21 protein-coding genes are annotated in these 19804 nt (G+C 51.5%); 13 read left to right on the plus strand and 8 right to left on the minus strand.

Annotation, left to right across the window (positions count from 1 at the left end; genetic code table 11):
* The first annotated feature begins 197 nt into the window (after positions 1–197).
* The 13 genes from fliF to fliR all read left to right on the plus strand — a co-directional run bounded on the left by fliF (position 198) and on the right by fliR (position 11068).
* Positions 198–1931, plus strand: coding sequence for a flagellar basal-body MS-ring/collar protein FliF (gene fliF / locus ACN28R_RS09950; RefSeq protein WP_095834280.1), 1734 nt, complete (start codon positions 198–200; stop codon positions 1929–1931).
* A complete protein-coding gene (fliG, locus tag ACN28R_RS09955; protein ID WP_095834281.1) occupies positions 1928–2920 on the plus strand; it encodes a flagellar motor switch protein FliG in 993 nt (330 codons plus the stop codon). Before fliF ends, fliG begins: the two co-directional genes overlap by 4 nt.
* Positions 2913–3611 (plus strand): flagellar assembly protein FliH, encoded by a 699-nt coding sequence (fliH, locus tag ACN28R_RS09960; protein ID WP_095834282.1) that lies wholly within the window; start codon positions 2913–2915, stop codon positions 3609–3611. Before fliG ends, fliH begins: the two co-directional genes overlap by 8 nt.
* Entirely contained in the window at positions 3611–4993 is a 1383-nt protein-coding gene (gene fliI / locus ACN28R_RS09965; protein ID WP_095835771.1) for a flagellar protein export ATPase FliI, read from the plus strand. Before fliH ends, fliI begins: the two co-directional genes overlap by 1 nt.
* Positions 4990–5436, plus strand: a complete 447-nt coding sequence (fliJ, locus tag ACN28R_RS09970; protein ID WP_095834283.1) for a flagellar export protein FliJ — start codon at positions 4990–4992, stop codon at positions 5434–5436. The genes fliI and fliJ overlap by 4 nt, the downstream gene beginning before the upstream one ends.
* Positions 5433–6689: a flagellar hook-length control protein FliK gene (locus ACN28R_RS09975; RefSeq protein WP_095834284.1), complete on the plus strand. Its 1257-nt coding sequence runs from the start codon at positions 5433–5435 to the stop codon at positions 6687–6689. The genes fliJ and ACN28R_RS09975 overlap by 4 nt, the downstream gene beginning before the upstream one ends.
* Before the next feature lie 151 nt (positions 6690–6840).
* Positions 6841–7320, plus strand: a complete 480-nt coding sequence (gene fliL / locus ACN28R_RS09980) for a flagellar basal body-associated protein FliL (protein WP_183096750.1) — start codon at positions 6841–6843, stop codon at positions 7318–7320.
* A gap of 5 nt (positions 7321–7325) precedes the next feature.
* On the plus strand, positions 7326–8342 hold the full coding sequence (gene fliM / locus ACN28R_RS09985; protein ID WP_095834286.1) for a flagellar motor switch protein FliM: 1017 nt from the start codon (positions 7326–7328) through the stop codon (positions 8340–8342).
* A complete protein-coding gene (gene fliN / locus ACN28R_RS09990; RefSeq protein WP_095834287.1) occupies positions 8335–8748 on the plus strand; it encodes a flagellar motor switch protein FliN in 414 nt (137 codons plus the stop codon). The genes fliM and fliN overlap by 8 nt, the downstream gene beginning before the upstream one ends.
* Positions 8748–9173 (plus strand): flagellar biosynthetic protein FliO, encoded by a 426-nt coding sequence (gene fliO / locus ACN28R_RS09995; RefSeq protein WP_183096749.1) that lies wholly within the window; start codon positions 8748–8750, stop codon positions 9171–9173. The genes fliN and fliO overlap by 1 nt, the downstream gene beginning before the upstream one ends.
* 74 nt (positions 9174–9247) lie before the next feature.
* A complete protein-coding gene (gene fliP, locus ACN28R_RS10000; RefSeq protein ID WP_375153854.1) occupies positions 9248–9946 on the plus strand; it encodes a flagellar type III secretion system pore protein FliP in 699 nt (232 codons plus the stop codon).
* Between the two features lie 64 nt (positions 9947–10010).
* Positions 10011–10280: a flagellar biosynthesis protein FliQ gene (gene fliQ, locus ACN28R_RS10005; protein WP_009113327.1), complete on the plus strand. Its 270-nt coding sequence runs from the start codon at positions 10011–10013 to the stop codon at positions 10278–10280.
* A gap of 2 nt (positions 10281–10282) precedes the next feature.
* Positions 10283–11068, plus strand: coding sequence for a flagellar biosynthetic protein FliR (fliR, locus tag ACN28R_RS10010; protein ID WP_095834289.1), 786 nt, complete (start codon positions 10283–10285; stop codon positions 11066–11068).
* Between the two features lie 211 nt (positions 11069–11279).
* On the opposite strand, the gene flgL is transcribed toward fliR, so the two are convergent.
* The 8 genes from flgL to flgE all read right to left on the minus strand — a co-directional run bounded on the left by flgL (position 11280) and on the right by flgE (position 19794).
* The gene (flgL, locus tag ACN28R_RS10015) at positions 11280–12236 is read right to left on the minus strand and encodes a flagellar hook-associated protein FlgL (protein ID WP_095834290.1); all 957 of its coding nucleotides are present in this window, start codon (positions 12234–12236) and stop codon (positions 11280–11282) included.
* A 29-nt stretch (positions 12237–12265) separates the two neighbouring features.
* Positions 12266–13960: a flagellar hook-associated protein FlgK gene (gene flgK, locus ACN28R_RS10020; protein WP_095834291.1), complete on the minus strand. Its 1695-nt coding sequence runs from the start codon at positions 13958–13960 to the stop codon at positions 12266–12268.
* 133 nt (positions 13961–14093) lie between these two features.
* The gene (gene flgJ / locus ACN28R_RS10025; protein ID WP_095834292.1) at positions 14094–15044 is read right to left on the minus strand and encodes a flagellar assembly peptidoglycan hydrolase FlgJ; all 951 of its coding nucleotides are present in this window, start codon (positions 15042–15044) and stop codon (positions 14094–14096) included.
* A complete protein-coding gene (locus ACN28R_RS10030; RefSeq protein ID WP_095834293.1) occupies positions 15044–16153 on the minus strand; it encodes a flagellar basal body P-ring protein FlgI in 1110 nt (369 codons plus the stop codon). The genes flgJ and ACN28R_RS10030 overlap by 1 nt, the downstream gene beginning before the upstream one ends.
* A gap of 19 nt (positions 16154–16172) precedes the next feature.
* On the minus strand, positions 16173–16889 hold the full coding sequence (gene flgH / locus ACN28R_RS10035; protein ID WP_183096753.1) for a flagellar basal body L-ring protein FlgH: 717 nt from the start codon (positions 16887–16889) through the stop codon (positions 16173–16175).
* Between the two features lie 123 nt (positions 16890–17012).
* Positions 17013–17795, minus strand: coding sequence for a flagellar basal-body rod protein FlgG (gene flgG / locus ACN28R_RS10040; RefSeq protein ID WP_095834294.1), 783 nt, complete (start codon positions 17793–17795; stop codon positions 17013–17015).
* 28 nt (positions 17796–17823) lie between these two features.
* Positions 17824–18579: a flagellar basal body rod protein FlgF gene (locus ACN28R_RS10045; RefSeq protein WP_095834295.1), complete on the minus strand. Its 756-nt coding sequence runs from the start codon at positions 18577–18579 to the stop codon at positions 17824–17826.
* Between the two features lie 21 nt (positions 18580–18600).
* Positions 18601–19794, minus strand: a complete 1194-nt coding sequence (gene flgE, locus ACN28R_RS10050; protein WP_095834296.1) for a flagellar hook protein FlgE — start codon at positions 19792–19794, stop codon at positions 18601–18603.
* Positions 19795–19804: the final 10 nt, after the last annotated feature.

The following is a 19804-nucleotide window of genomic DNA, read 5'->3' on the forward strand; positions in this document are numbered from 1 at the left end:
CACACCCTTTCTCTGCTAAATCGCCCAATTAGCGTTAAAAAGGTGGGCTTATCGACCCATCGATTTTTCTTTTACGGAAAATAATGACATGCCTGTAATTTTAGGCGAATTGTTTTATTGATTGCGCACTCAGGGAGTTCTGTTTTGTTACGTAACAACGTTAAGTATACCGTTCAACAACCAAGCAGAGATCGAGTATGAACGCCTCGATGACCGGCACTGCTTCCGGTAAAAACGGCTTTGGCGAAATACTCAACCGCTTACGGGCCAACCCGAAAATTCCTCTGTTGATTGCCGCAGCCGCCGCCATCGCAATTGTTGTTGCGCTGGCCCTGTGGGCCAAAGGTCCTGACTATCGGGTGTTATATAGTAATGTCAATGATCGTGATGGCGGAGCCATTGTCAGCGAATTGACCAAACTGAATATTCCTTATCGCTTTGCCGACGGCGGCGGCGCGATAATGATCCCGGCACAAAATGTGCATGAAACACGTCTGCGTCTGGCGCAGCTGGGCTTGCCTAAGGGCGGCGCAGTCGGTTTTGAACTGCTCGACCAGGAAAAGTTCGGCATCAGCCAATTCAGCGAGCAGATCAATTATCAGCGAGCTCTGGAAGGCGAGCTTTCCAGAACCATTGAAACGCTGGGACCGGTACAAAACGCCCGCGTGCATTTGGCTATTCCCAAGCCATCGCTTTTTGTGCGCGAGCAAAAGTCCCCTTCCTCCTCGGTAACGCTAACGCTGCAACCCGGCCGGGCTCTGGATGAAGGACAGATCAACTCGATTGTCTATATGGTCTCCAGCAGCGTTGCCGGGCTTCCCCCTGATAACGTTACCGTCGTAGACCAGACCGGGCGTCTGCTGACACAGGCCGGCGGCAGCGGCCGCGATCTGAACGCGGCGCAGCTTAAATACAGCAATGAAGTTGAAGCCATGTATCAGCGTCGTATAGAGGCCATCATCGCCCCTATCGTCGGCATGGGAAATGTGCATGCGCAGGTAACCGCGCAAATCGACTTTGCCGCCCGCGAGCAGACCGATGAGCAGTATCAGCCAAATCAAGCGCCTGACAAGAGCGCAATTCGCTCGCAGCAAACCAGCCAAAGCGAGCAGAGAGGCGGGCCTAACATCGGCGGCGTGCCTGGCGCGTTGTCTAACCAACCGGCTCCCGCGCCTACCGCGCCGATTCAGACGCAACCGAATAATAACGCCAACGCCAATAATCAGGCTGGCAATCAACAACCCGGTCAACAGAATAACGCGGCGGGTACGCAGGCCAACGCCAATGCCAATACCGCTATTCAGACGTCCAACATCCGTAACGATGCCACGACAAACTACGAAGTAGACAAAACCATCCTGCACACCAAGCACAGTACCGGTGGCGTAAAACGGTTGTCAGCGGCAATCATCGTTAACTATTTACCCACGGGCGAAGAGGGTAAACCGGCCGCACTGACAGAAGATCAAATAAAACAGATTGAAAGCGTTGCGCGAGAAGCCATGGGGTTCTCTGCTGAACGCGGCGATTCTTTGAACGTTGTCAATACGCCGTTTATGGATTCAGTTGAAGGCACCGGCGAACTTCCCTTCTGGCAACAACAGGCATTTTTCGATCTGCTGATCGAAGCGGGTCGCTGGTTGCTGGTGCTGATTGTCGCCTGGATATTATGGCGCAAACTGGTCCGTCCGCAGCTGCAGAAGAAAGCTCAGCAACAAGAAGCCGAGGCCTCCGTAGCGGCGGCAACCATGGCTAAAGGCGGAAATGACGATGTCATCGTCAACCTGAACGCCTCGGAAGCAGAGCAACAGAGAAAATCGCAACAGCGTGTCAGCGCAGAGCTGCAAAGCCAGCGGATACGTGAACTGGCAGAGAACGATCCGCGCGTTGTCGCGTTGGTCATTCGTGAATGGATGAGTAGTGAACTATGAGCCTGACAGGAACAGAAAAAAGCGCCATCTTATTGATGACCATCGGTGAAGACCGGGCCGCAGAGGTATTTACTCACCTTTCCACCAGAGAGGTGCAGCACCTCAGCGCGGCGATGGCGAGCATGCGTCAGGTTTCACAACAGCAGTTAATGGAAGTGCTCAAAGAATTTGAAACAGATTCAGAGCAGTTCGCAGCGCTGAGCATTAATGCAAGTGATTATCTGCGTTCCGTATTGGTCAAAGCGCTGGGGGAAGAACGCGCATCAAGCCTGTTAGAAGATATCCTGGAAAGCCGCGAAACCACCACCGGTATGGAAACGCTCAATTTCATGGAACCGCAGACCGCCGCCGATTTGATCCGCGACGAGCATCCGCAGATTATCGCCACCATACTGGTACATCTGAAACGGGCGCAGGCTGCCGATATCCTTGCGCTATTTGACGAGCGCCTGCGTAATGACGTCATGTTGCGTATCGCCACCTTTGGCGGCATACAACCCGCAGCATTGGCCGAACTGACCGATGTTCTGAACGGCCTGCTGGACGGACAGAACCTCAAACGCAGCAAGATGGGAGGGGTTCGTACAGCAGCCGAGATTATCAACCTGATGAAGGCACAGCAGGAAGAAGCGGTTATCGATGCGGTTCGGGAATTCGACGGCGAACTGGCGCAGAAAATCATCGACGAAATGTTCCTGTTCGAGAATTTGGTGGACGTGGACGACCGCAGCATTCAACGTTTGTTGCAAGAAGTGGAATCCGAATCCCTGTTGCTGGCATTGAAAGGCGCCGACGAGTCTCTACGCGAGAAATTCCTGCGCAACATGTCGCAACGTGCGGCGGAAATCCTCCGCGACGATCTGGCCACCCGTGGTCCGGTTCGCATGTCTCAGGTGGAAAACGAACAGAAGGCCATTCTACTTATTGTTCGCCGTTTGGCGGACAGCGGAGAAATGATCATTGGCGGCGGCGAGGATGCTTATGTCTAATGCCTCTATCGATCTTGACTGGCAACCCTGGCAGTTAAATGACTTGTCTGAACCCAGTAACCCGGTTGTCGAGGAACCGGAGATCATTGAGCCGGATATCGTCACCGACGAGGATCCGCTGGGGGACGATGATCTTATTTCGTTGCGCCAGCAGGCTATACAACAAGGCCGGGAAGAGGGGTTTGCGCAAGGCCGCCAACAGGGCTATGACGCCGGTTATCAAGAAGGTTTGACCGCCGGCCGACAGCAAGGGCTTCAGGATGCATCGCAACAGCAGCAGCCCATGGTTGAACAGATGCAACAGATGGTTACCGAATTCCAGCAAACGCTGGATGCGCTGGACAGCGTCATCCCTGCCCGCCTGATGCAACTTGCATTGACGGCCGCCAAACAAATTCTGGGACAGCCGCCGGTATGCGACGGCACCGCTTTACTCAGCCAAATCCAGCAGTTGATCCAACAGGAGCCGATGTTTTCCGGCAAGCCGCAATTACGTGTGCATCCTGCGGATCTTGAACGAGTCGAGCAGACATTGGGGCCGACGCTCAGTCTGCACGGCTGGAGACTGTTAGCGGATAATCAACTGCATCCCGGCGGCTGTAAAGTCAGCGCCGAGGAAGGCGATCTGGATGCGAGCATAGCAACTCGCTGGCATGAACTCTGCCGTTTGGCGGCGCCGGGAGAGTTATGATGACCTCACGTCTCGGACGCTGGCTCTCTTCTCTGGATTCAATTGAGAAACGTATTGGAGGAACGCCATCCATACGCCGCTATGGCCGTCTGACACGGGCAACAGGGTTGGTTTTGGAAGCGACCGGTTTGCATATGCCGCTGGGAGCGACCTGTCTTATCGAACGTAAAAATGGCAATCAGGTAGAAGAAGTGGAAAGCGAAGTCGTTGGCTTTAATGGACAACGACTTTTTCTGATGCCTTTGGAAGAGGTGGAAGGCATCATCCCCGGCGCCCGCGTTTATGCCCGCGTTAATTTAGATAATAACTCGCAAGGGAAGCAGCTTCCGTTGGGGCCGGAGTTATTGGGCCGCGTATTAGACGGCAGCGCCAAACCCCTGGATGGATTACCGGCGCCGGATACCGGCTATCGCGCGCCGTTAATTACCGCGCCATTCAACCCGTTGCAAAGAACGCCGATTGAAAACGTGCTGGATGTGGGCGTCCGCGCCATTAATGCCCTGCTGACCGTGGGTCGTGGTCAACGTATGGGATTATTCGCCGGTTCCGGCGTCGGTAAAAGCGTATTGTTGGGCATGATGGCCCGCTATACCCAAGCGGATGTCATTGTCGTCGGTCTGATCGGCGAGCGTGGACGTGAAGTCAAAGACTTTATTGAAAATATTCTGGGTGCCGAAGGCCGCGCCCGTTCCGTCGTCATTGCCGCTCCCGCCGACGTGTCGCCGTTATTGAGAATGCAGGGCGCCGCTTATGCGACACGCATTGCGGAAGATTTTAGAGACCGGGGTCAACATGTTCTGTTAATCATGGATTCACTGACGCGTTATGCCATGGCGCAGCGTGAAATCGCGCTGGCGATTGGCGAGCCTCCGGCTACCAAGGGTTATCCGCCATCCGTTTTCGCCAAATTGCCGGCGCTGGTTGAACGCGCAGGCAACGGTATTCACGGCGGCGGTTCGATCACCGCTTTTTATACCGTATTAACCGAAGGGGACGACCAGCAAGATCCCATCGCGGATTCTGCGCGCGCCATTCTTGACGGGCATATCGTTCTGTCGCGTCAGTTGGCCGAATCCGGTCACTATCCGGCAATTGATATAGAAGCGTCGATCAGTCGTGCTATGACCGCATTGATTGATGAAAATCACTACGCCACTGTACGTCAGTTTAAACAACTGCTATCCAGCTATCAGCGTAACCGCGATTTGGTCAGCGTCGGTGCTTATGCCGCCGGCAGCGATCCACTGCTTGACAAAGCCATTCGTTTATACCCGCAGATGGAAGCCTTTTTGCAACAGGGTATGTTCGAGCGAAGCAGCTATGATGAGGCCTGTCAGGCGCTGAATACTATTTTCCCTCGTAACGAGCAGGAGAGCAGATGAAAAACCAGTCTCCTTTAATTACGTTGCGTGATTTGGCGCAGAAAGAGGTAGAGAAAGCTGTCGGTCAGTTAGGCCAGGTGCGCCAGGCGCATCAGCAAGCCGAACAGCAGTTGAATATGCTATTGAACTATCAGGACGATTATCGCCAAAAATTAAACACCACAATGTCCGGCGGTATGGCGAACAATAGCTGGCAGAATTATCAGCAGTTTATTCAGACACTGGATAAGGCGATTGAACAACACCGACAACAGCTTTTACAGTGGACATCACGTCTGGATCTGGCGATGAAAGCGTGGCGGGAAAAACAGCAACGGTTAAACGCGTTTGAAACATTACAGGATCGCGAAACAACCAGGCAAGTTGCCAGAGATAACCGTATAGAACAAAAACAGATGGACGAGTTCGCCCAACGGGCCTCACAGAGGAAAACAGAGCTATGAAGCTGTCCGCATTACCTATAACGACAAGCGCCGGCGATACCGGTAGTTCTACCGCATCTCCCCTGTTGACGCAGGGCGAGTTACCCAAAGATTTTGTAGCGCTGCTGGGAAAACAGTTATCTCTGCCTTCAGACCTGTCAGGCAACAAATCGGTTGAGGTGATGGATAATAAAGAAGCGCTGTTGAACGCGCTTGGGAAAGACGCTGTCGCTGATTTAAATAGTGATGATTTGAATGCCCTGTTGGCGTCATTCGGCTCGTTAACCGTGTCAGTGACCCCAGCGGGCATTGAGCATAGCGACGTAACGAACAAATTAGATAAAGACGAAAAAAACAGCGAAACTGACAATGAAGCGATCATCATGCAGGCATTGCTTGCGATGTTGCCACAAGGAACAGTGGCGATCGCGCCAGCGAACAGTTCTGATGATGCGCAAAACGTCGCCCCAGCCCTTTTCGGCTTGATCAACGGGAAAAGACAGGATGAGGCGCCTTTATCTGATGTTCGCGCGGCAAAAGACGATGCCGAGGATATGCCATCAACACGCATTGGCAGTGCATTAAAAGACGCCGATAAGGCGTTAATATCGAGCGATCCGCTCAAACACTCAGCGACGGTCGATCAGTCTGATAGCTCAGCCAATTTCGCCACCACATCGCCGCTGATAGCCAACGATCGTAATAGTCAGGAATCTCCGCTGACCTCCGGTAGTCAAAGCGCGCCAGCGCCGCATATATCGCTGACCCCGAATGCTCAATCAACGCTTACCGGCAATTCTGCGACACTATCGCATCAATTAGCTACGCCGTTTGGATCGCCGCAGTGGCAGGACGCACTGAGTCAACAGGTGGTTATGTTCAGCCGCAACGGACAGCAGAATGCTGAGCTGCGCCTAAACCCGCAAGAGTTGGGGCCGCTTCATATCAGTTTGAAGATTGACGATAATCAAGCGCAAATTCACCTGGCATCCGCAAATAGCCAGGTTCGCTCGGCACTGGAGGCCGCTCTGCCCCACTTGCGTAATGCGATGGCGGAAAGCGGCATTAATCTGGGACAAAGCAGCGTCGGCAGCGATGCATCCAGTTGGCAAGCTCAGCAACAAATGGCAAATAGCGGTGGCGAAGGCAGCAACGGTTCTTCTTATCAGCAGCAGTTTGGCGATGCGCCGGAAAATATTGCCAAGCAATTAGAGGTTCCAGCACATTTGCAAGCAATGGCGTCTTCAGCAAATGGCGTTGATATTTTTGCCTGATATTGCAGTAAAGAAATAAGTTAACACGTTTTTTCTTGTCTATTCATCGTATTGATCGTTTGAATAGACGAGATAATCATTAACATGATGCATTTATTATTGGTTTCCATCGGTAATAAATATCAATAAGTAACAGGAACTCTCTTTGGCTATGTCTGATATACAAGTCCGGCCGGGACGAAAGCGCTCTGTCTGGTTAATACTACTGATTATCGTTGCTCTTGCAGCCACCGGCGCCGCGGGCGTTGGCTGGTGGCTATTGCATCAGAAAAACGCTGCGACCGCTGAACAGGAGGCACCGCCGCCGCCTAAACCCGTATTTATGCCGCTGGACACTTTCACAGTCAATTTAGTCAATGCGGATAACGATCCCGATCGCGTGTTATACGTCGGCTTTACCCTGCGTTTGCCGGATGAGGCGACCCACACTCGGTTTAATAATTATCTGCCTGAGGTTCGCAGCCGTTTATTGTTGCTTCTGTCCCGCCAGAGTGCGACTGAGCTTGCTAACGAGCAGGGTAAACAGAAATTAATAGAAGATATCAAGGAAGTGTTAAGCCCGCCATTGATCCCCGGTCAACCGAATCAAGTGGTCACTGATGTCCTGTTCACTGCATTTATACTGCGATAATCATTATGGGCGATAGCATTCTTTCTCAAGCAGAAATAGACGCGCTATTAAATGGCGACAGCGGCGATAGTGCCGCTGATGCCAACGCGTCGACTAAATCTTCAGATGGGGACGTTAGACCTTACGATCCCAATACACAGCGACGAGTCATCCGTGAACGTTTACATGCGCTGGAAATTATTAATGAACGATTTGGCCGCCAGTTCCGGATGGGATTATTTAACCTCCTGCGCCGTAGTCCTGATATTACGGTAGGCCCAATCAAAATTCAGCCCTATCATGATTTTGCGCGAAATCTTCCTGTACCGACGAATCTCAACCTGGTGCATCTAAAGCCATTACGCGGCACGGCGCTGTTTGTTTTTTCCCCCAGCCTGGTATTTATCGCTGTTGATAACCTGTTTGGCGGCGATGGCAGATTCCCGACAAAAGTGGAAGGGCGAGAGTTCACACATACTGAACAGCGCGTCGTCAAACGCATGCTGCGTCTGGCTCTTGAGGCTTACAGCGACGCCTGGAATGCCATCTACAAACTGGACGTGGAGTACGTCCGTTCAGAAATGCAGGTCAAATTCACCAACATAACTACGTCACCTAACGACATTGTGGTCACAACGCCGTTCCATGTTGAAATCGGTTCGCTGACTGGTGAATTTAATATCTGCATCCCCTTCTCCATGATTGAACCGTTGCGTGAGTTACTGGCCAATCCGCCGCTGGAAAATTCACGTCTGGAAGATCAGAGTTGGCGGGAAACATTGGCTAAGCAGGTACAGCATTCCGAACTCGAATTGGTGGCGAATTTTGTCGATATTCCTTTGCGTTTATCCAAAGTTTTGCAGTTGAAACCAGGGGATGTTTTACCTATCGATAAACCTGAACGCTTGATTGCCCATGTCGATGGCGTACCGGTTCTGACCAGTCAGTACGGCACGCTCAACGGGCAGTATGCCTTACGTGTTGAACACTTGATTAACCCAATTTTGAATTCTCTGGATAATGAGGAACAGCCCAATGAGTGACACCAAGAAACCGTCCGACGAAAAGGAATCAGTGGACGATCTGTGGGCTGATGCATTCAACGAGCAACAGACTGCGGAAAAAAGCGCTGCGACGACTGAAGGCGTATTTAAAACATTGGAAGGTCAGGAGTCCATCGGCTCATTACAGGACATCGATCTGATCCTGGATATTCCCGTTAAACTGACCGTTGAGCTGGGGCGCACCAAAATGACCATTAAAGAGCTATTGAGATTATCTCAAGGCTCGGTCGTCGCGCTCGACGGGCTGGCAGGCGAACCGCTGGATATTCTGATTAATGGATATCTGATCGCCCAGGGCGAAGTAGTCGTTGTCGCCGATAAATATGGCGTGCGTATTACGGACATTATCACGCCGTCCGAACGTATGCGTCGCCTGAGTCGCTGATGACAACACTCCAGACGCCGCCCTCCCATACCGCGACGACAGGCCAGCCATCCACGCTGGCGGCCGCACCGCCACTCACCGGCCATATGCTGTTGACACAGGTTGGCAGCGTCTTGGGTGGGATATTATTACTTATTTTGTTGATTGCCTGGCTGGTGCGCAAACTCGGTTTTGCCCCGCAGGCAAAACAGAATAAGTTGTTGAAAGTGGTCTCCAGTTGCCCGGTCGGGCAGCGCGAACGAGTGGTTATTGTGGAAGTTGACGACACTTGGCTGGTGTTGGGAGTGACCGCGCAACAGATTACACAATTACATACCCTTCCCGCGCGGCAAACCGACAGCAATGCATCAACCGGTGAAATCAAGCCGGTCGATTTTCAGCAACTGTTCAAAAAAGTTCTAAAGCGTCCGGAAAAATCGGAATGAGTTTTCTATTCAGTCAATCACCCATCGCTACGCTGCTTCGTACCTTGCGCTACGTGTTGGGTGCTGCATTACTTATGCTGGCGCCGTCCGTATGGGCGCAGTTACCCGGAATCGTCACTCAGCCGCTGGCTAACGGCGGACAGAGTTGGACACTGCCGGTACAGACGCTGGTTTTTTTAACCTCGCTGACTTTTATTCCCGCCGCATTACTGATGATGACCAGCTTTACTCGTATCATCATCGTATTAAGCTTGCTGCGTAATGCGCTCGGTACACCGACCGCACCGCCAAACCAGGTTTTGCTGGGGTTAACGCTTTTTCTGACTTTTTTTGTTATGTCTCCGGTATTAAACCGTGTGTACGAAGAAGCCTATTTGCCATTTAGTCAGGATCAAATCAGTATGGAACTGGCCATAGAGCGAGGCGCAGAACCACTGCGGGAATTTATGCTGCGCCAAACGCGGGAATCCGATCTGGCATTATTCACGCGGCTAGCGGAAATTCCGCAAATACAGGGGCCGGAAGCAGTACCGATGCGCGTCTTGTTGCCCGCCTTTGTAACCAGTGAGTTGAAAACGGCTTTCCAAATTGGCTTCACCGTCTTTATTCCGTTTTTGATCATCGACCTGGTGGTCGCCAGCGTTCTGATGGCGCTGGGTATGATGATGGTGCCACCAGCCACCATATCGCTTCCCTTTAAACTGATGCTGTTTGTGTTGGTTGATGGCTGGCAATTACTGCTTGGCTCACTCGCTCAAAGTTTTTACAGTTAGCGATTTTGACAACAAGAAATAGAAATATCCGCATCTTGCGTGCGCTTGATAGGGGAACGCTAAAATGACGCCAGAATCGGTAATGGCGCTTGGCTATGAAGCAATGAAAATTGCTTTGGCACTGGCGGCGCCTCCGCTCTTATCCGCCCTGCTCAGCGGTTTAATTATCAGTTTGTTGCAGGCGGCGACGCAGGTAAACGAAATGACGCTGTCGTTTATCCCTAAAATCCTGACAGTGTTCCTCACTCTAGTTATTGCCGGCCCCTGGATGCTAAACCTTATGCTGGACTATATGCGCACCCTGTTCGGCCAGCTTCCCTACATCATTGGTTAAACATGCTGACGTTTAACAGTTGGGACATGCTTAACTGGGTCAGCCAGTTTTTCTGGCCTTTTGTCAGGATACTGGCGCTTATCAGTACCGCTCCGGTATTCAGTGAACGCTCGATTAGCAATCGGGTAAAAATAGGGTTGGCGCTGTTTATTACTCTTCTTGTTGCGCCCTATTTACCATTAAATACCACGCCTATCTTTTCCGTGATTGGTATATGGGTGTTGATTCAGCAGATTTTAATCGGTATCGCATTAGGGATATCAATGCAGTTGGCGTTCGCCGCCATCCGCCATGCGGGGGAACTGATCGGGTTGCAAATGGGATTGGCGTTCGCCACTTTTTTTGACCCGACAGGCGGTCCGAATATGCAGGTGTTGGCCCGTATTCTTAACATATTGGCGATTTTACTTTTTCTTTCCTTTGATGGGCACCTCTGGTTGATTTCACTGCTGGCCGATAGCTTTTATACCTTACCGATAAGTGCTAACCCATTAAATAGTCATGCTTTTCTGGCCATTGCCCGAGCCGGTGGATTGATTTTCATCAATGGGCTGATGCTGGCGTTACCGATCGTAACCCTGCTGTTGACCATCAATCTGTCATTGGGACTCCTTAACCGCGTCGCCCCCCAACTCTCCATTTTTGTTGTCGGATTCCCTGTCACGTTAACCGTGGGCATCATGACGATCGGCCTGTTAATTCCGTTGATCGCCCCGTTCGCGGAGCGTTTATTCAGTGAAGTATTCGATTTATTGGCTGAAATTCTCACTCAATTATCCGCCTCCTGAGCATCCATTTTTACATTACGAATATTCCCACAATGCAGCTTTGACGAGAGATTAGCGTTATTTTACGCGGGGTATGGCGGTGAAAGTTAAATCGAGGAACAGGATAAGATAGATAAAATAAAAAATGGCATGTCATCTCAATCAAGGTGACATGCCCAAAAAATACGCCCGGTTTAAGCGTATTCAAATCCTAGCCCGGACGATGCGGCCGCTATTTATTTAACTGAAACAGTGACATGGTTTGCATATTATTAAAGACTTGGTATGACGCATTCAGTGAGGCTTGCTGCATCATATAAGTTGAAATAGCATCATACCAATCAGTATCTTGCAGTTGAGATAGCGTTGTTTTATTGGCAAGCGTCCGGTCAGCGCCGATAGAATCTAGGTTATCCAATTCATTAAGCTGAACGCCAAGTTCAGCACGCACGGCGGAAACATTGTTTAGTGCGTTGGTTAAACCACGGCCGGCCTTGTCCATTGCGGCCTGAACCGCGGCTTTGGTGGCATCATCGGCGCCAGCAAGCGGGGTTTCAAGGGCGCTGATCGCCAAATCCAGCGTAGCGAACAGATCGGACTGTACGCTACCGTCGGGTTCTTTTTGCGCATCCCCCGTTACGCCGTTAAATACAGCGGAACCTATATGGCTAACAGTCATTGAACGGGCGGCATCAACTTGTTGCTCAATGGCCTGGTATCCACCAACATAGTCCACGTTGGTCGCTCCCTGTACATACGGCGCGCTATCGGTATCATAGCCGGCAAAAATATAATTGCCGTTACCGTCGGTGCTGTTGGCCATATTCAGCAGTTGCGCTTTGATGCCGCGCAATTCTGTCGCTATAGACTGACGGTCATCATCGCTTTTCACCCCGCCACCGTTGATAACCTGAGTACTCGCAGCAATAACGGAATCAGCCACCTTTGACAGAATTGACTCTTCCAAAGACATACTCTGCCTGGCAAATGTGCGCGCCAGCGTATATTGACTGTTTTCCGACTCGGCCTGACTGAGCATCACTACCTGAGCTGCGGCTATGGGATCATCCGATGGATTAACAACACGTTTTCCCGTAGAAAGCTGCTCGCCACTTTTCTGCCAGACAGACTGACCGTTCAATATGCCTTGCATATTCTGCTGATATATCATGCTGGTGCTTAAACGCATGGTATCAATTCCTCTTTCTAAACGGTGGGTTAGCTACGAATCGACAGTAAAGCATCAAATATGGTTGATGCGGTTTGGATAACGGCGGCATTTGCCTGGTAATACTGTTGATAACGCAATAACTCGCCATATTCCTCATCCAGATTCACCCCGGACACCGACTGTTGTTCGGCAGTAAGTTGGGTAACGACGCCAGATTGTGACGTATTATTGATTTTCATGGTGTTAGTCTGGTTGCCGACATCAGCAATCAGGCTGGCATAGGCGCCAGTAATGGTGGATTTACCTTCTATGACTTTTTCGCTCTGTAATGCCAATAACGCTTTGGCATTAGTATTGTCGCTAGCGCCGCCAAATACCGGGTCTCCGTTGCCGTCCAGCACCTGATTGCCGTCTTCATCCAGCTTGATGGAAGCCGCGGCGATTTTACTGGAATCAGTAATGGCGACGCTCATATTCGTGATAACGTTGGCCAGCGGCTTCAGCGTAAAGCTATCGTTGGCGGAAGGCGTACCCGAAATCGCCACCTTCAACCCATCAAAATTCAAGCTGGAATCAGAGGTATCGACAGTTGCCGTGAATGTTGCATTATCAGATAAGCGAGTTACCTGCCAGTCGGCTCCATCATATTTGATCGTATAATCCGAAGCCTTGACTTCACCTGTCGCCGTGTAGCTGGCGGTCAGTTCCGCACTCCCCGCATTTGTCGTATTTTTTAGCACCGAAGCGCCGCCAAATGTGAAAAAGTCCCCACCGATCTCGCCATTCAGATCGTATCCGGCCTTATGCTGGGTATTAAACGCATCGGCAAAGGCCAAAGCCATCTGGCCCAGTTGGTTGCTGACGTTATCTAACGTCTCAGAACGGAAGGAAAGCAGCCCACTGAGGGAACCGCCGGTGATTGAGCTTTCCTTGACTTCACTGACGCCGGCAATCTTATCGTTATAACCGACCGTAATGCGGCTAGGATCGCTGCTGGAACTGACTGCAACCAGCTCATTGCTACGGGTTCCCTGCACCAGACTAAGACCGTTTTTGAGCGTAACGTTATAAACAACGCCATCCTGAACGGCAACATCAACACCAACCAGTTTATTCAGCTCATTGACTAATTGATCGCGCTGATCGAGCAGATCATTTGGCGTCTGACCCTGATTCGCTCCCGTCAGGCGGGTAATCTGGTTATTCAACTCGGCAATCTGGCTGGCGTAGGTATTGATCTGCCCAACCGTACTCTGAATTTGCGTATTAAGACCCTCGGCGGTGTCTTTTAGATATTTATCGGTTACCTTGAACTGATTGACCAATCCCTCTGCCTTGCCCAGCACAGTCTGGCGGGTCGATGAATCGCCTGCATTACTGGTCAGGTTCTGCAAGTTGGTAAAGAAATCCTGCAACGTTGCCGAAAGACTGGTGGTGCTATCAGCCAATAAATTATCAATCTTGGAGATTTGTTCGTAATAGCTGTTTATTGAACTACTTTGTGTTTGTGCGGCACGTAATTGCGTCGAAATGAAATCACTATATTCGCGGTTAATGCCGACCACGTTAACGCCATTGCCAATATAACCGGCTGAAGTGCTGGTGCTTACCGCCTGTGAAAGCAACACATTCTGTCGGTTGTACCCTGTCACAGCCTGGTTACTGATGTTATTACTCACCGTACTCAACGCCGCCTGTGCGCCTTTTAAGCCACTCATCGCGGTATTAATCAAATTGGACATGTGGAAGTTCCTTGTACACAGGCTTTGACAAAATGCCATGCGCTTATTAAATAAATGTGCCGCGAATGGCTATACCACACTCGCTTTGCCTGAATAAGTTATCGACCGGAAACAGCAAAACTTGAAAGAAAAATCAAAACAGCTGGCTTAAATCATGGGTATAGGCTTTGACCGCTTTTTCGCCCGCACTTTTCATCTGCTGAATCATACCGACCAGCTTTTTAGCGTATTGGGGATCGGTCGCATAACCGGCATTCTGCAAGGCGTGAGCAGCCTGCTCGGCGCTGCCGGCATTCGCCACATTGGCATAACGGGGATTTTGCGTCAGCAGTTTCACATAATCAGCGATAGCCTCTGCATAGGAGTCGTAAACCCGAAAGCTGGCCTTGACCTTTTTCGCCACCCCTTGTTCATATTCCGTCGTGGTTATCTCGGTAACCGGCCCATCCCAACGACTGCCGGCCTTGATGCCAAAAAGGTTATGACTTGGGCGCCCGTCTTCGGTGGGGATTTCACGCTGTCCCCAGCCTGACTCCAGCGCAGCCTGTGCAATGATTAAGTGATGAGGAATACCACTTTGCTGACTGGCCATCTGCGCCGGGATCGACAAACGGGAAACAAAGTTATCGCTGGACAGCGGCAGAGCGGATCCTTCCGCCGGCAATCTGGGCATGGCGCGACGTACAATTTGTTCTACCGCCGCCGCCGGCATGTTTTGCACCGCAACACGGTCAAATGTTAATGGCACGGACGCTTTGGGTTCGGTCGGCATGCTTCGCCCCCCGGACAGTTGCCGCACCATCACATCAGCTAATCCCAACCCTTTTCCTGCGACCTGCTGACCAATTTGCTGATCGTACATCGATGTATACAGACGCGTCTGCTCACTGCTGAAGAGCCCGTCCTGCGGCAGCGCGGCGCGCATACTCTTCATCATCATCTGGACAAAAACGCCTTCCATTTGTTGAGCCACCGCCCGAATCCCTTCTGCATTCTGGGGATTACCGGTCACCTGCCTTTTGAGAGCATTCAGCGATTGGGCGTCATATGCGGCGCTGCTCTGTATTTGTACATCGTTGTTCATCAGATAATTTCCAACTTGGCACGCAGACAACCCGCGCTTTGCATTGCCTGTAAGATGGACATCAGCTCCATTGGCGTTGCGCCTAACGAATTCAACGTACGCACGACATTATTCAAATTGGCGCTGGCGTTAACGCGCTGCAACGCTCCACCGCTCTGCTGGACGGCAATTTCAGTTTGTGGTGTAACAACCGTCTGCCCGCCGGCAAATGGCGTATCGGGCTGATTGACATTCGCTTGCTGGTTGATCGTCACCGACAGATTGCCCTGAGCAACGGCACAGTTCCCCAACACGACGTCGCGGTTCATCACCACCGAGCCGGTGCGGGAATTAATAATTACTTTGGCATCCTGTGCGCCCATATTGATTTCAATATTTTGAACATCTGCCAGGAAACGAACCTGCGAACTATTACCATGTGGAACCATAACCTGGACGGTACGTGAATCTAATGGCGTCGCGCTGCCGCTAAGACCAGAACGGTTGATGGCGTCGCTAATGCGTTGCGCCATGGTAAAATCATCTTCGTTCAGTTGCAGAATGATAGTATTCGTGGAGCCGAACGTGTTCGGCAATTCACGCTCAATAATCGCGCCATTGCTGATACGACCGCCGGCAAGCTGGTTAACCTGAACGCTGCTGCCGCCGGCGGCGGCGCCGGCTCCGCCAACCAGTACGTTGCCTTGCGCTAATGCATAGACCTGATTATCAACACCCTTTAATGGCGTCATCAACAATGTCCCGCCGCGCAGACTTTTGGCGTTCCCCATCGAAGAAACGACAACATCAATATTTTGCCCGGCTCGGGCAAACGGCGGCAACTTTGCCGTGACCATTACCGCAGCGACATTCTTAAGCTGCATATTGGTTCCGGTCGGGACGGTAATACCCAACTGGGAAAGCATGTTATTCAGGCTCTGCGTCGTAAAAGGCGTCTGCATGGTTTGGTCGCCTGACCCATCAAGCCCGACCACCAATCCGTAACCAATCAGTGCGTTATCACGCACGCCCTGAACATTCACCAGATCGCGAATCCGCTCTGCCGAAACGGGCATGCTGGTCAGCGCCAGCAGGGCAAACAGAACGGTGAAAAATGAAGTAATCCGCATCAGGCGCCTCTTTATTAACTTAGAACGGAGAAACATTAAGGAAGAACCGCTGCAGCCAGCCCATGTTTTGCGCTTCATTGATATAACCGTTGCCTACATATTCTATACGCGCATCGGCAACCTGCGTTGAAGGCACTGAGTTAGTGCCGCTAATGGTTCTGGGATTCACCACGCCAGAGAAACGGATGAACTCAGTTCCCTGATTGATCGCAATCTGTTTTTCGCCCACCACATTCAGGTTGCCATTCGGTAAAACCTGATTAACGGTAACCGTAATCGTACCGCTGAATGTGTTGTTGGCATTCGCCCCGCCCTGACCGGCGAACTCATTTGTCCCCGATGCATCCAGGGTTGCTCGGTTATTGCCAAAAAGCCCTTCCAGATAACGCGGTGTGGTGCCGAAGCCAAAAGTGGATGACCCATCACGGCTTGCGCTGGCCGACGAACTCTTGCTGGCACTTACGTTTTCCTGCAACACGATGGTCAGGGTGTCTCCCACATTACGAGGACGGCGATCTTCAAACATCGGCTGATAGCCGTAGTTCATTGGCTGGCTTGTTTGAAAAATAGATCCATTAGACGCAGTCATCACCATCGGAGTCGGTTGAGCTGTTGTCGGGCCAGTCACAACTTTATCGTGTGGAATATAGGCGCAGCCGTTGAGTGTCAACATCATGAACAAGGCCAACAGACGCGGTCGGCGGAATTGTTGGATAGCAACCGACTTTGCATTCATCATCACTACGGATATCGCCTTAATTAAAAATATTTCAAAATATTCATAGGGTAACTGCAACACGGAACGCTCTCGCCGGATATTCTGAACGCGCCATGCTATTACCCTTTTTACCATGACTTATTACAGTTGGGTCAGCTTCTGCAACATTTGGTCAGAAGATGAAACCGCCTTGCTGTTAATCTCATAAGCACGCTGTGTCTGAATCATGGAAACCAACTCTTCGGCCACATTAACGTTCGAGGTTTCAACATACTTCTGATACAACAAACCGGCGCCGTTCAGGCCCGGATTGCTTTCATTCGGCGCCCCGGAGCTTTCGGTTTCCATGTATAAATTTTCACCGACGCTTTCCAGCCCGCTGTCATTGATAAAAGTCGTCAGCGTTAATTGTCCGACCTGCGTCGCTGCAGTCTGACCTTGCTGGGTGACGCTGACAATACCGTCACGACCAATCGTCATTTCAATGGCATTGGCGGGAATGGTTATCGCCGGCTGCACCAGAAAACCGCTGGACGTCACCAACTGACCGTTGCCATCCAGTTGAAAAGCGCCATCGCGGGTATATGCCGTTGTACCATCCGGCAGTTGTACCTGGAAAAAGCCCTGTCCCTTGATCGCCACATCCTTGGAGTTTCCCGTTTCAGAGAAGGCCCCCTGGGTATGTATACGCTCGGTTGATACCGGGCGAACGCCAGTCCCTAACTGCAAACCAGACGGCAACATTGTCTGCTCGGATGACTGAGCGCCCGGCTGACGAACGGTCTGATACAGCAAATCCTCAAACACCGCACGCTGACGTTTGAACCCATTGGTGCTGACGTTTGCCAGGTTATTGGAAATAACATCCATATTGGTTTGCTGGGCATTCAGACCGGTTTTCGCAATCCACAAAGAACGGATCATCTAGTCACTCCTGTGCGCGCTCTGGCGCTTAACTCATTGCTAATATCTGATTAGCGCGTTGGGCATTATCATCGACGCTGCTGATCACTTTCATCTGCATTTCGAAGCGTCGGGCGTTGGCGATCATATCCACCATGGTATTAACCGGATTGACGTTACTGCCTTCCAACACGCCGGGCATCACTTGCACGGTAGGATCGTTAGGCAGCACATTACCGCGTTGTTGCTGCGCTTGTGTCGTGAGACGGAATAAACCATCGTCAGAGCGCGTCACTTCCTGCCCTGTCGCCTGTACCAGTTTCAATCGTCCTAGCTGAGCGATGGTATTTGGCGGATCGCCGGCATTCAATGCGGAGATGGTTCCATCCGACGCAATAGTGATTTGGGCCTGGGGAGGAACTTCAATCGGCCCGCCGTCACCTTGCACCAAATGCCCCTGGATCATCAGTTCACCGTCGGCATTGATCTCTATATTGCCGTTACGGGTGTATGCTTCATTGCCATCCGCCGCCTGGACAGCCAACCAACCGTCTTTCGAGAGAGCGACATCCATCGCCCGACCGGTATAGTCCATTATCCCTTGCGTCATATCGGCGCCGGGCGTCGAGGCGACAACCAGCGTGCGGGTGGGTAGTGACAACCCATTCACCGGTACTGCGCGCAGCGCCGAAAGTTGGGCGCGAAAACCCGGTGTCGATGCATTGGCCAGATTGTGAGCGGTGACGGCCTGCTGTTCCAGCGTCTGACTCGCCGCCCCCATCGCGGTGTAAATAGCATGATCCATGCAATATCTCCGTTAAAATAATTAACGCAGGCTGATCAGCGTTTGCAGAATGGCATCCTGCGTTTTAATGGTCTGCGAATTGGCCTGATAGTTGCGTTGAGCCACAATCATATTGACCAGTTCTTGACTCATATCGACGTTAGAACTTTCCGTCGCCTGACCGATCAGCTTACCCAGATTGCCGGTACCGGCCAGATTAACCACCGCCTGCCCGGAGTTATCGGTCGCCGACCAGACGTTATCGCCCTCGGGAGATAACCCCTCAGGGTTGGCGAAGCTGGCTAATACAATCTGCCCCAGAACCTGTTGTTTCTGGTTGGAATAGGTACCGACGACGGTGCCGTCGTCATTGATGCTATAACCCGTCAATTCACCAGGCGCGTAGCCGTTCTGAGTCGGTGATTTGGTGCTGTTATCGCTGTTTTGCTGGGTACTGCCGGTAAAACTCAACGTAAACGGGCTTGGCGCAGAACCATTCAGCGAGTTCATCTCAAGCGTAAAAGGCCCCGGCGTCGTTATCGTGCCGTTAGAGGAAAATTCAAGGTCTATCTGTTGAAAATCGGAGGTGCTGTCGCTGGTGTCTTTAGCGTAGGCGCTCCACTGATTGTCGTCCACCTTAACAAAATAGAGTGCGAAATCGTGGGCGTTGCCCAGGCTGTCGTAGGTGGTGATGGAACCTTTATAGTTTGAGGTATCAGCCGGGTTGGTTTCATCCCAGATCTTGGTCTCATCCGAAGAGTTCAGGTTGGCGATAATGGAAGCCACAGTGGTCGCCTGAGCCGCCATGGCATCTTCGGGAATAGTCAGCCCGACGGGATCGGCCCCCTGCTGGATAGTCGGCGGCGTACCGGTTGCCGGATAGCCGGTCAACTGCATACCCTGCATATTGACGATATTACGGGCGCTATCCAGCGTGAACTGACCATTGCGGCTGTAATAAACAGAGCCGTTGGTATCTTGCATACGGAAAAAACCGCTGCCGCTGATGGCGATATCCAGCGCGCGTGAACTGCTGGTAACGGTGCCGTTGCTGAAATCCTGCATCACGGCAGCGACCTGGGTACCCATTCCGACCTTGGAACCCGCGAACATATCGGCAAAAGAGACCGTGCCGGATTTAAATCCTACCGTTGCCGAGTTGGCAATATTGTTGCCGATGACATCCAGGTTATTGGATGCGGCGTTTAACCCGCTGACCGCCTGCGAAAAACCCATGTTGCTCTCT

The organism is Brenneria goodwinii, assembly GCF_002291445.1.
GTDB classification, from domain to species: domain Bacteria; phylum Pseudomonadota; class Gammaproteobacteria; order Enterobacterales; family Enterobacteriaceae; genus Brenneria; species Brenneria goodwinii.

Bases quoted from the DNA above. Each gene is read 5' to 3' on its own strand.
- ACN28R_RS10045 (WP_095834295.1), bottom strand. From the start codon at position 18,579: ATGGATCATGCTATTTACACCGCGATGGGGGCGGCGAGTCAGACGCTG.
- fliO (WP_183096749.1), top strand. From the start codon at position 8,748: ATGACAACACTCCAGACGCCGCCCTCCCATACCGCGACGACAGGCCAG.
- flgH (WP_183096753.1), bottom strand. From the start codon at position 16,889: ATGAATGCAAAGTCGGTTGCTATCCAACAATTCCGCCGACCGCGTCTG.
- fliL (WP_183096750.1), top strand. From the start codon at position 6,841: ATGTCTGATATACAAGTCCGGCCGGGACGAAAGCGCTCTGTCTGGTTA.
- ACN28R_RS10030 (WP_095834293.1), bottom strand. From the start codon at position 16,153: ATGCGGATTACTTCATTTTTCACCGTTCTGTTTGCCCTGCTGGCGCTG.
- ACN28R_RS09975 (WP_095834284.1), top strand. From the start codon at position 5,433: ATGAAGCTGTCCGCATTACCTATAACGACAAGCGCCGGCGATACCGGT.
- flgK (WP_095834291.1), bottom strand. From the start codon at position 13,960: ATGTCCAATTTGATTAATACCGCGATGAGTGGCTTAAAAGGCGCACAG.
- flgJ (WP_095834292.1), bottom strand. From the start codon at position 15,044: ATGAACAACGATGTACAAATACAGAGCAGCGCCGCATATGACGCCCAA.
- flgL (WP_095834290.1), bottom strand. From the start codon at position 12,236: ATGCGTTTAAGCACCAGCATGATATATCAGCAGAATATGCAAGGCATA.
- fliP (WP_375153854.1), top strand. From the start codon at position 9,248: ATGCTGGCGCCGTCCGTATGGGCGCAGTTACCCGGAATCGTCACTCAG.
- flgG (WP_095834294.1), bottom strand. From the start codon at position 17,795: ATGATCCGTTCTTTGTGGATTGCGAAAACCGGTCTGAATGCCCAGCAA.
- fliJ (WP_095834283.1), top strand. From the start codon at position 4,990: ATGAAAAACCAGTCTCCTTTAATTACGTTGCGTGATTTGGCGCAGAAA.
- fliG (WP_095834281.1), top strand. From the start codon at position 1,928: ATGAGCCTGACAGGAACAGAAAAAAGCGCCATCTTATTGATGACCATC.
- flgE (WP_095834296.1), bottom strand. From the start codon at position 19,794: ATGGGTTTTTCGCAGGCGGTCAGCGGGTTAAACGCCGCATCCAATAAC.
- fliR (WP_095834289.1), top strand. From the start codon at position 10,283: ATGCTGACGTTTAACAGTTGGGACATGCTTAACTGGGTCAGCCAGTTT.
- fliI (WP_095835771.1), top strand. From the start codon at position 3,611: ATGACCTCACGTCTCGGACGCTGGCTCTCTTCTCTGGATTCAATTGAG.
- fliM (WP_095834286.1), top strand. From the start codon at position 7,326: ATGGGCGATAGCATTCTTTCTCAAGCAGAAATAGACGCGCTATTAAAT.
- fliF (WP_095834280.1), top strand. From the start codon at position 198: ATGAACGCCTCGATGACCGGCACTGCTTCCGGTAAAAACGGCTTTGGC.
- fliH (WP_095834282.1), top strand. From the start codon at position 2,913: ATGTCTAATGCCTCTATCGATCTTGACTGGCAACCCTGGCAGTTAAAT.
- fliN (WP_095834287.1), top strand. From the start codon at position 8,335: ATGAGTGACACCAAGAAACCGTCCGACGAAAAGGAATCAGTGGACGAT.
- fliQ (WP_009113327.1), top strand. From the start codon at position 10,011: ATGACGCCAGAATCGGTAATGGCGCTTGGCTATGAAGCAATGAAAATT.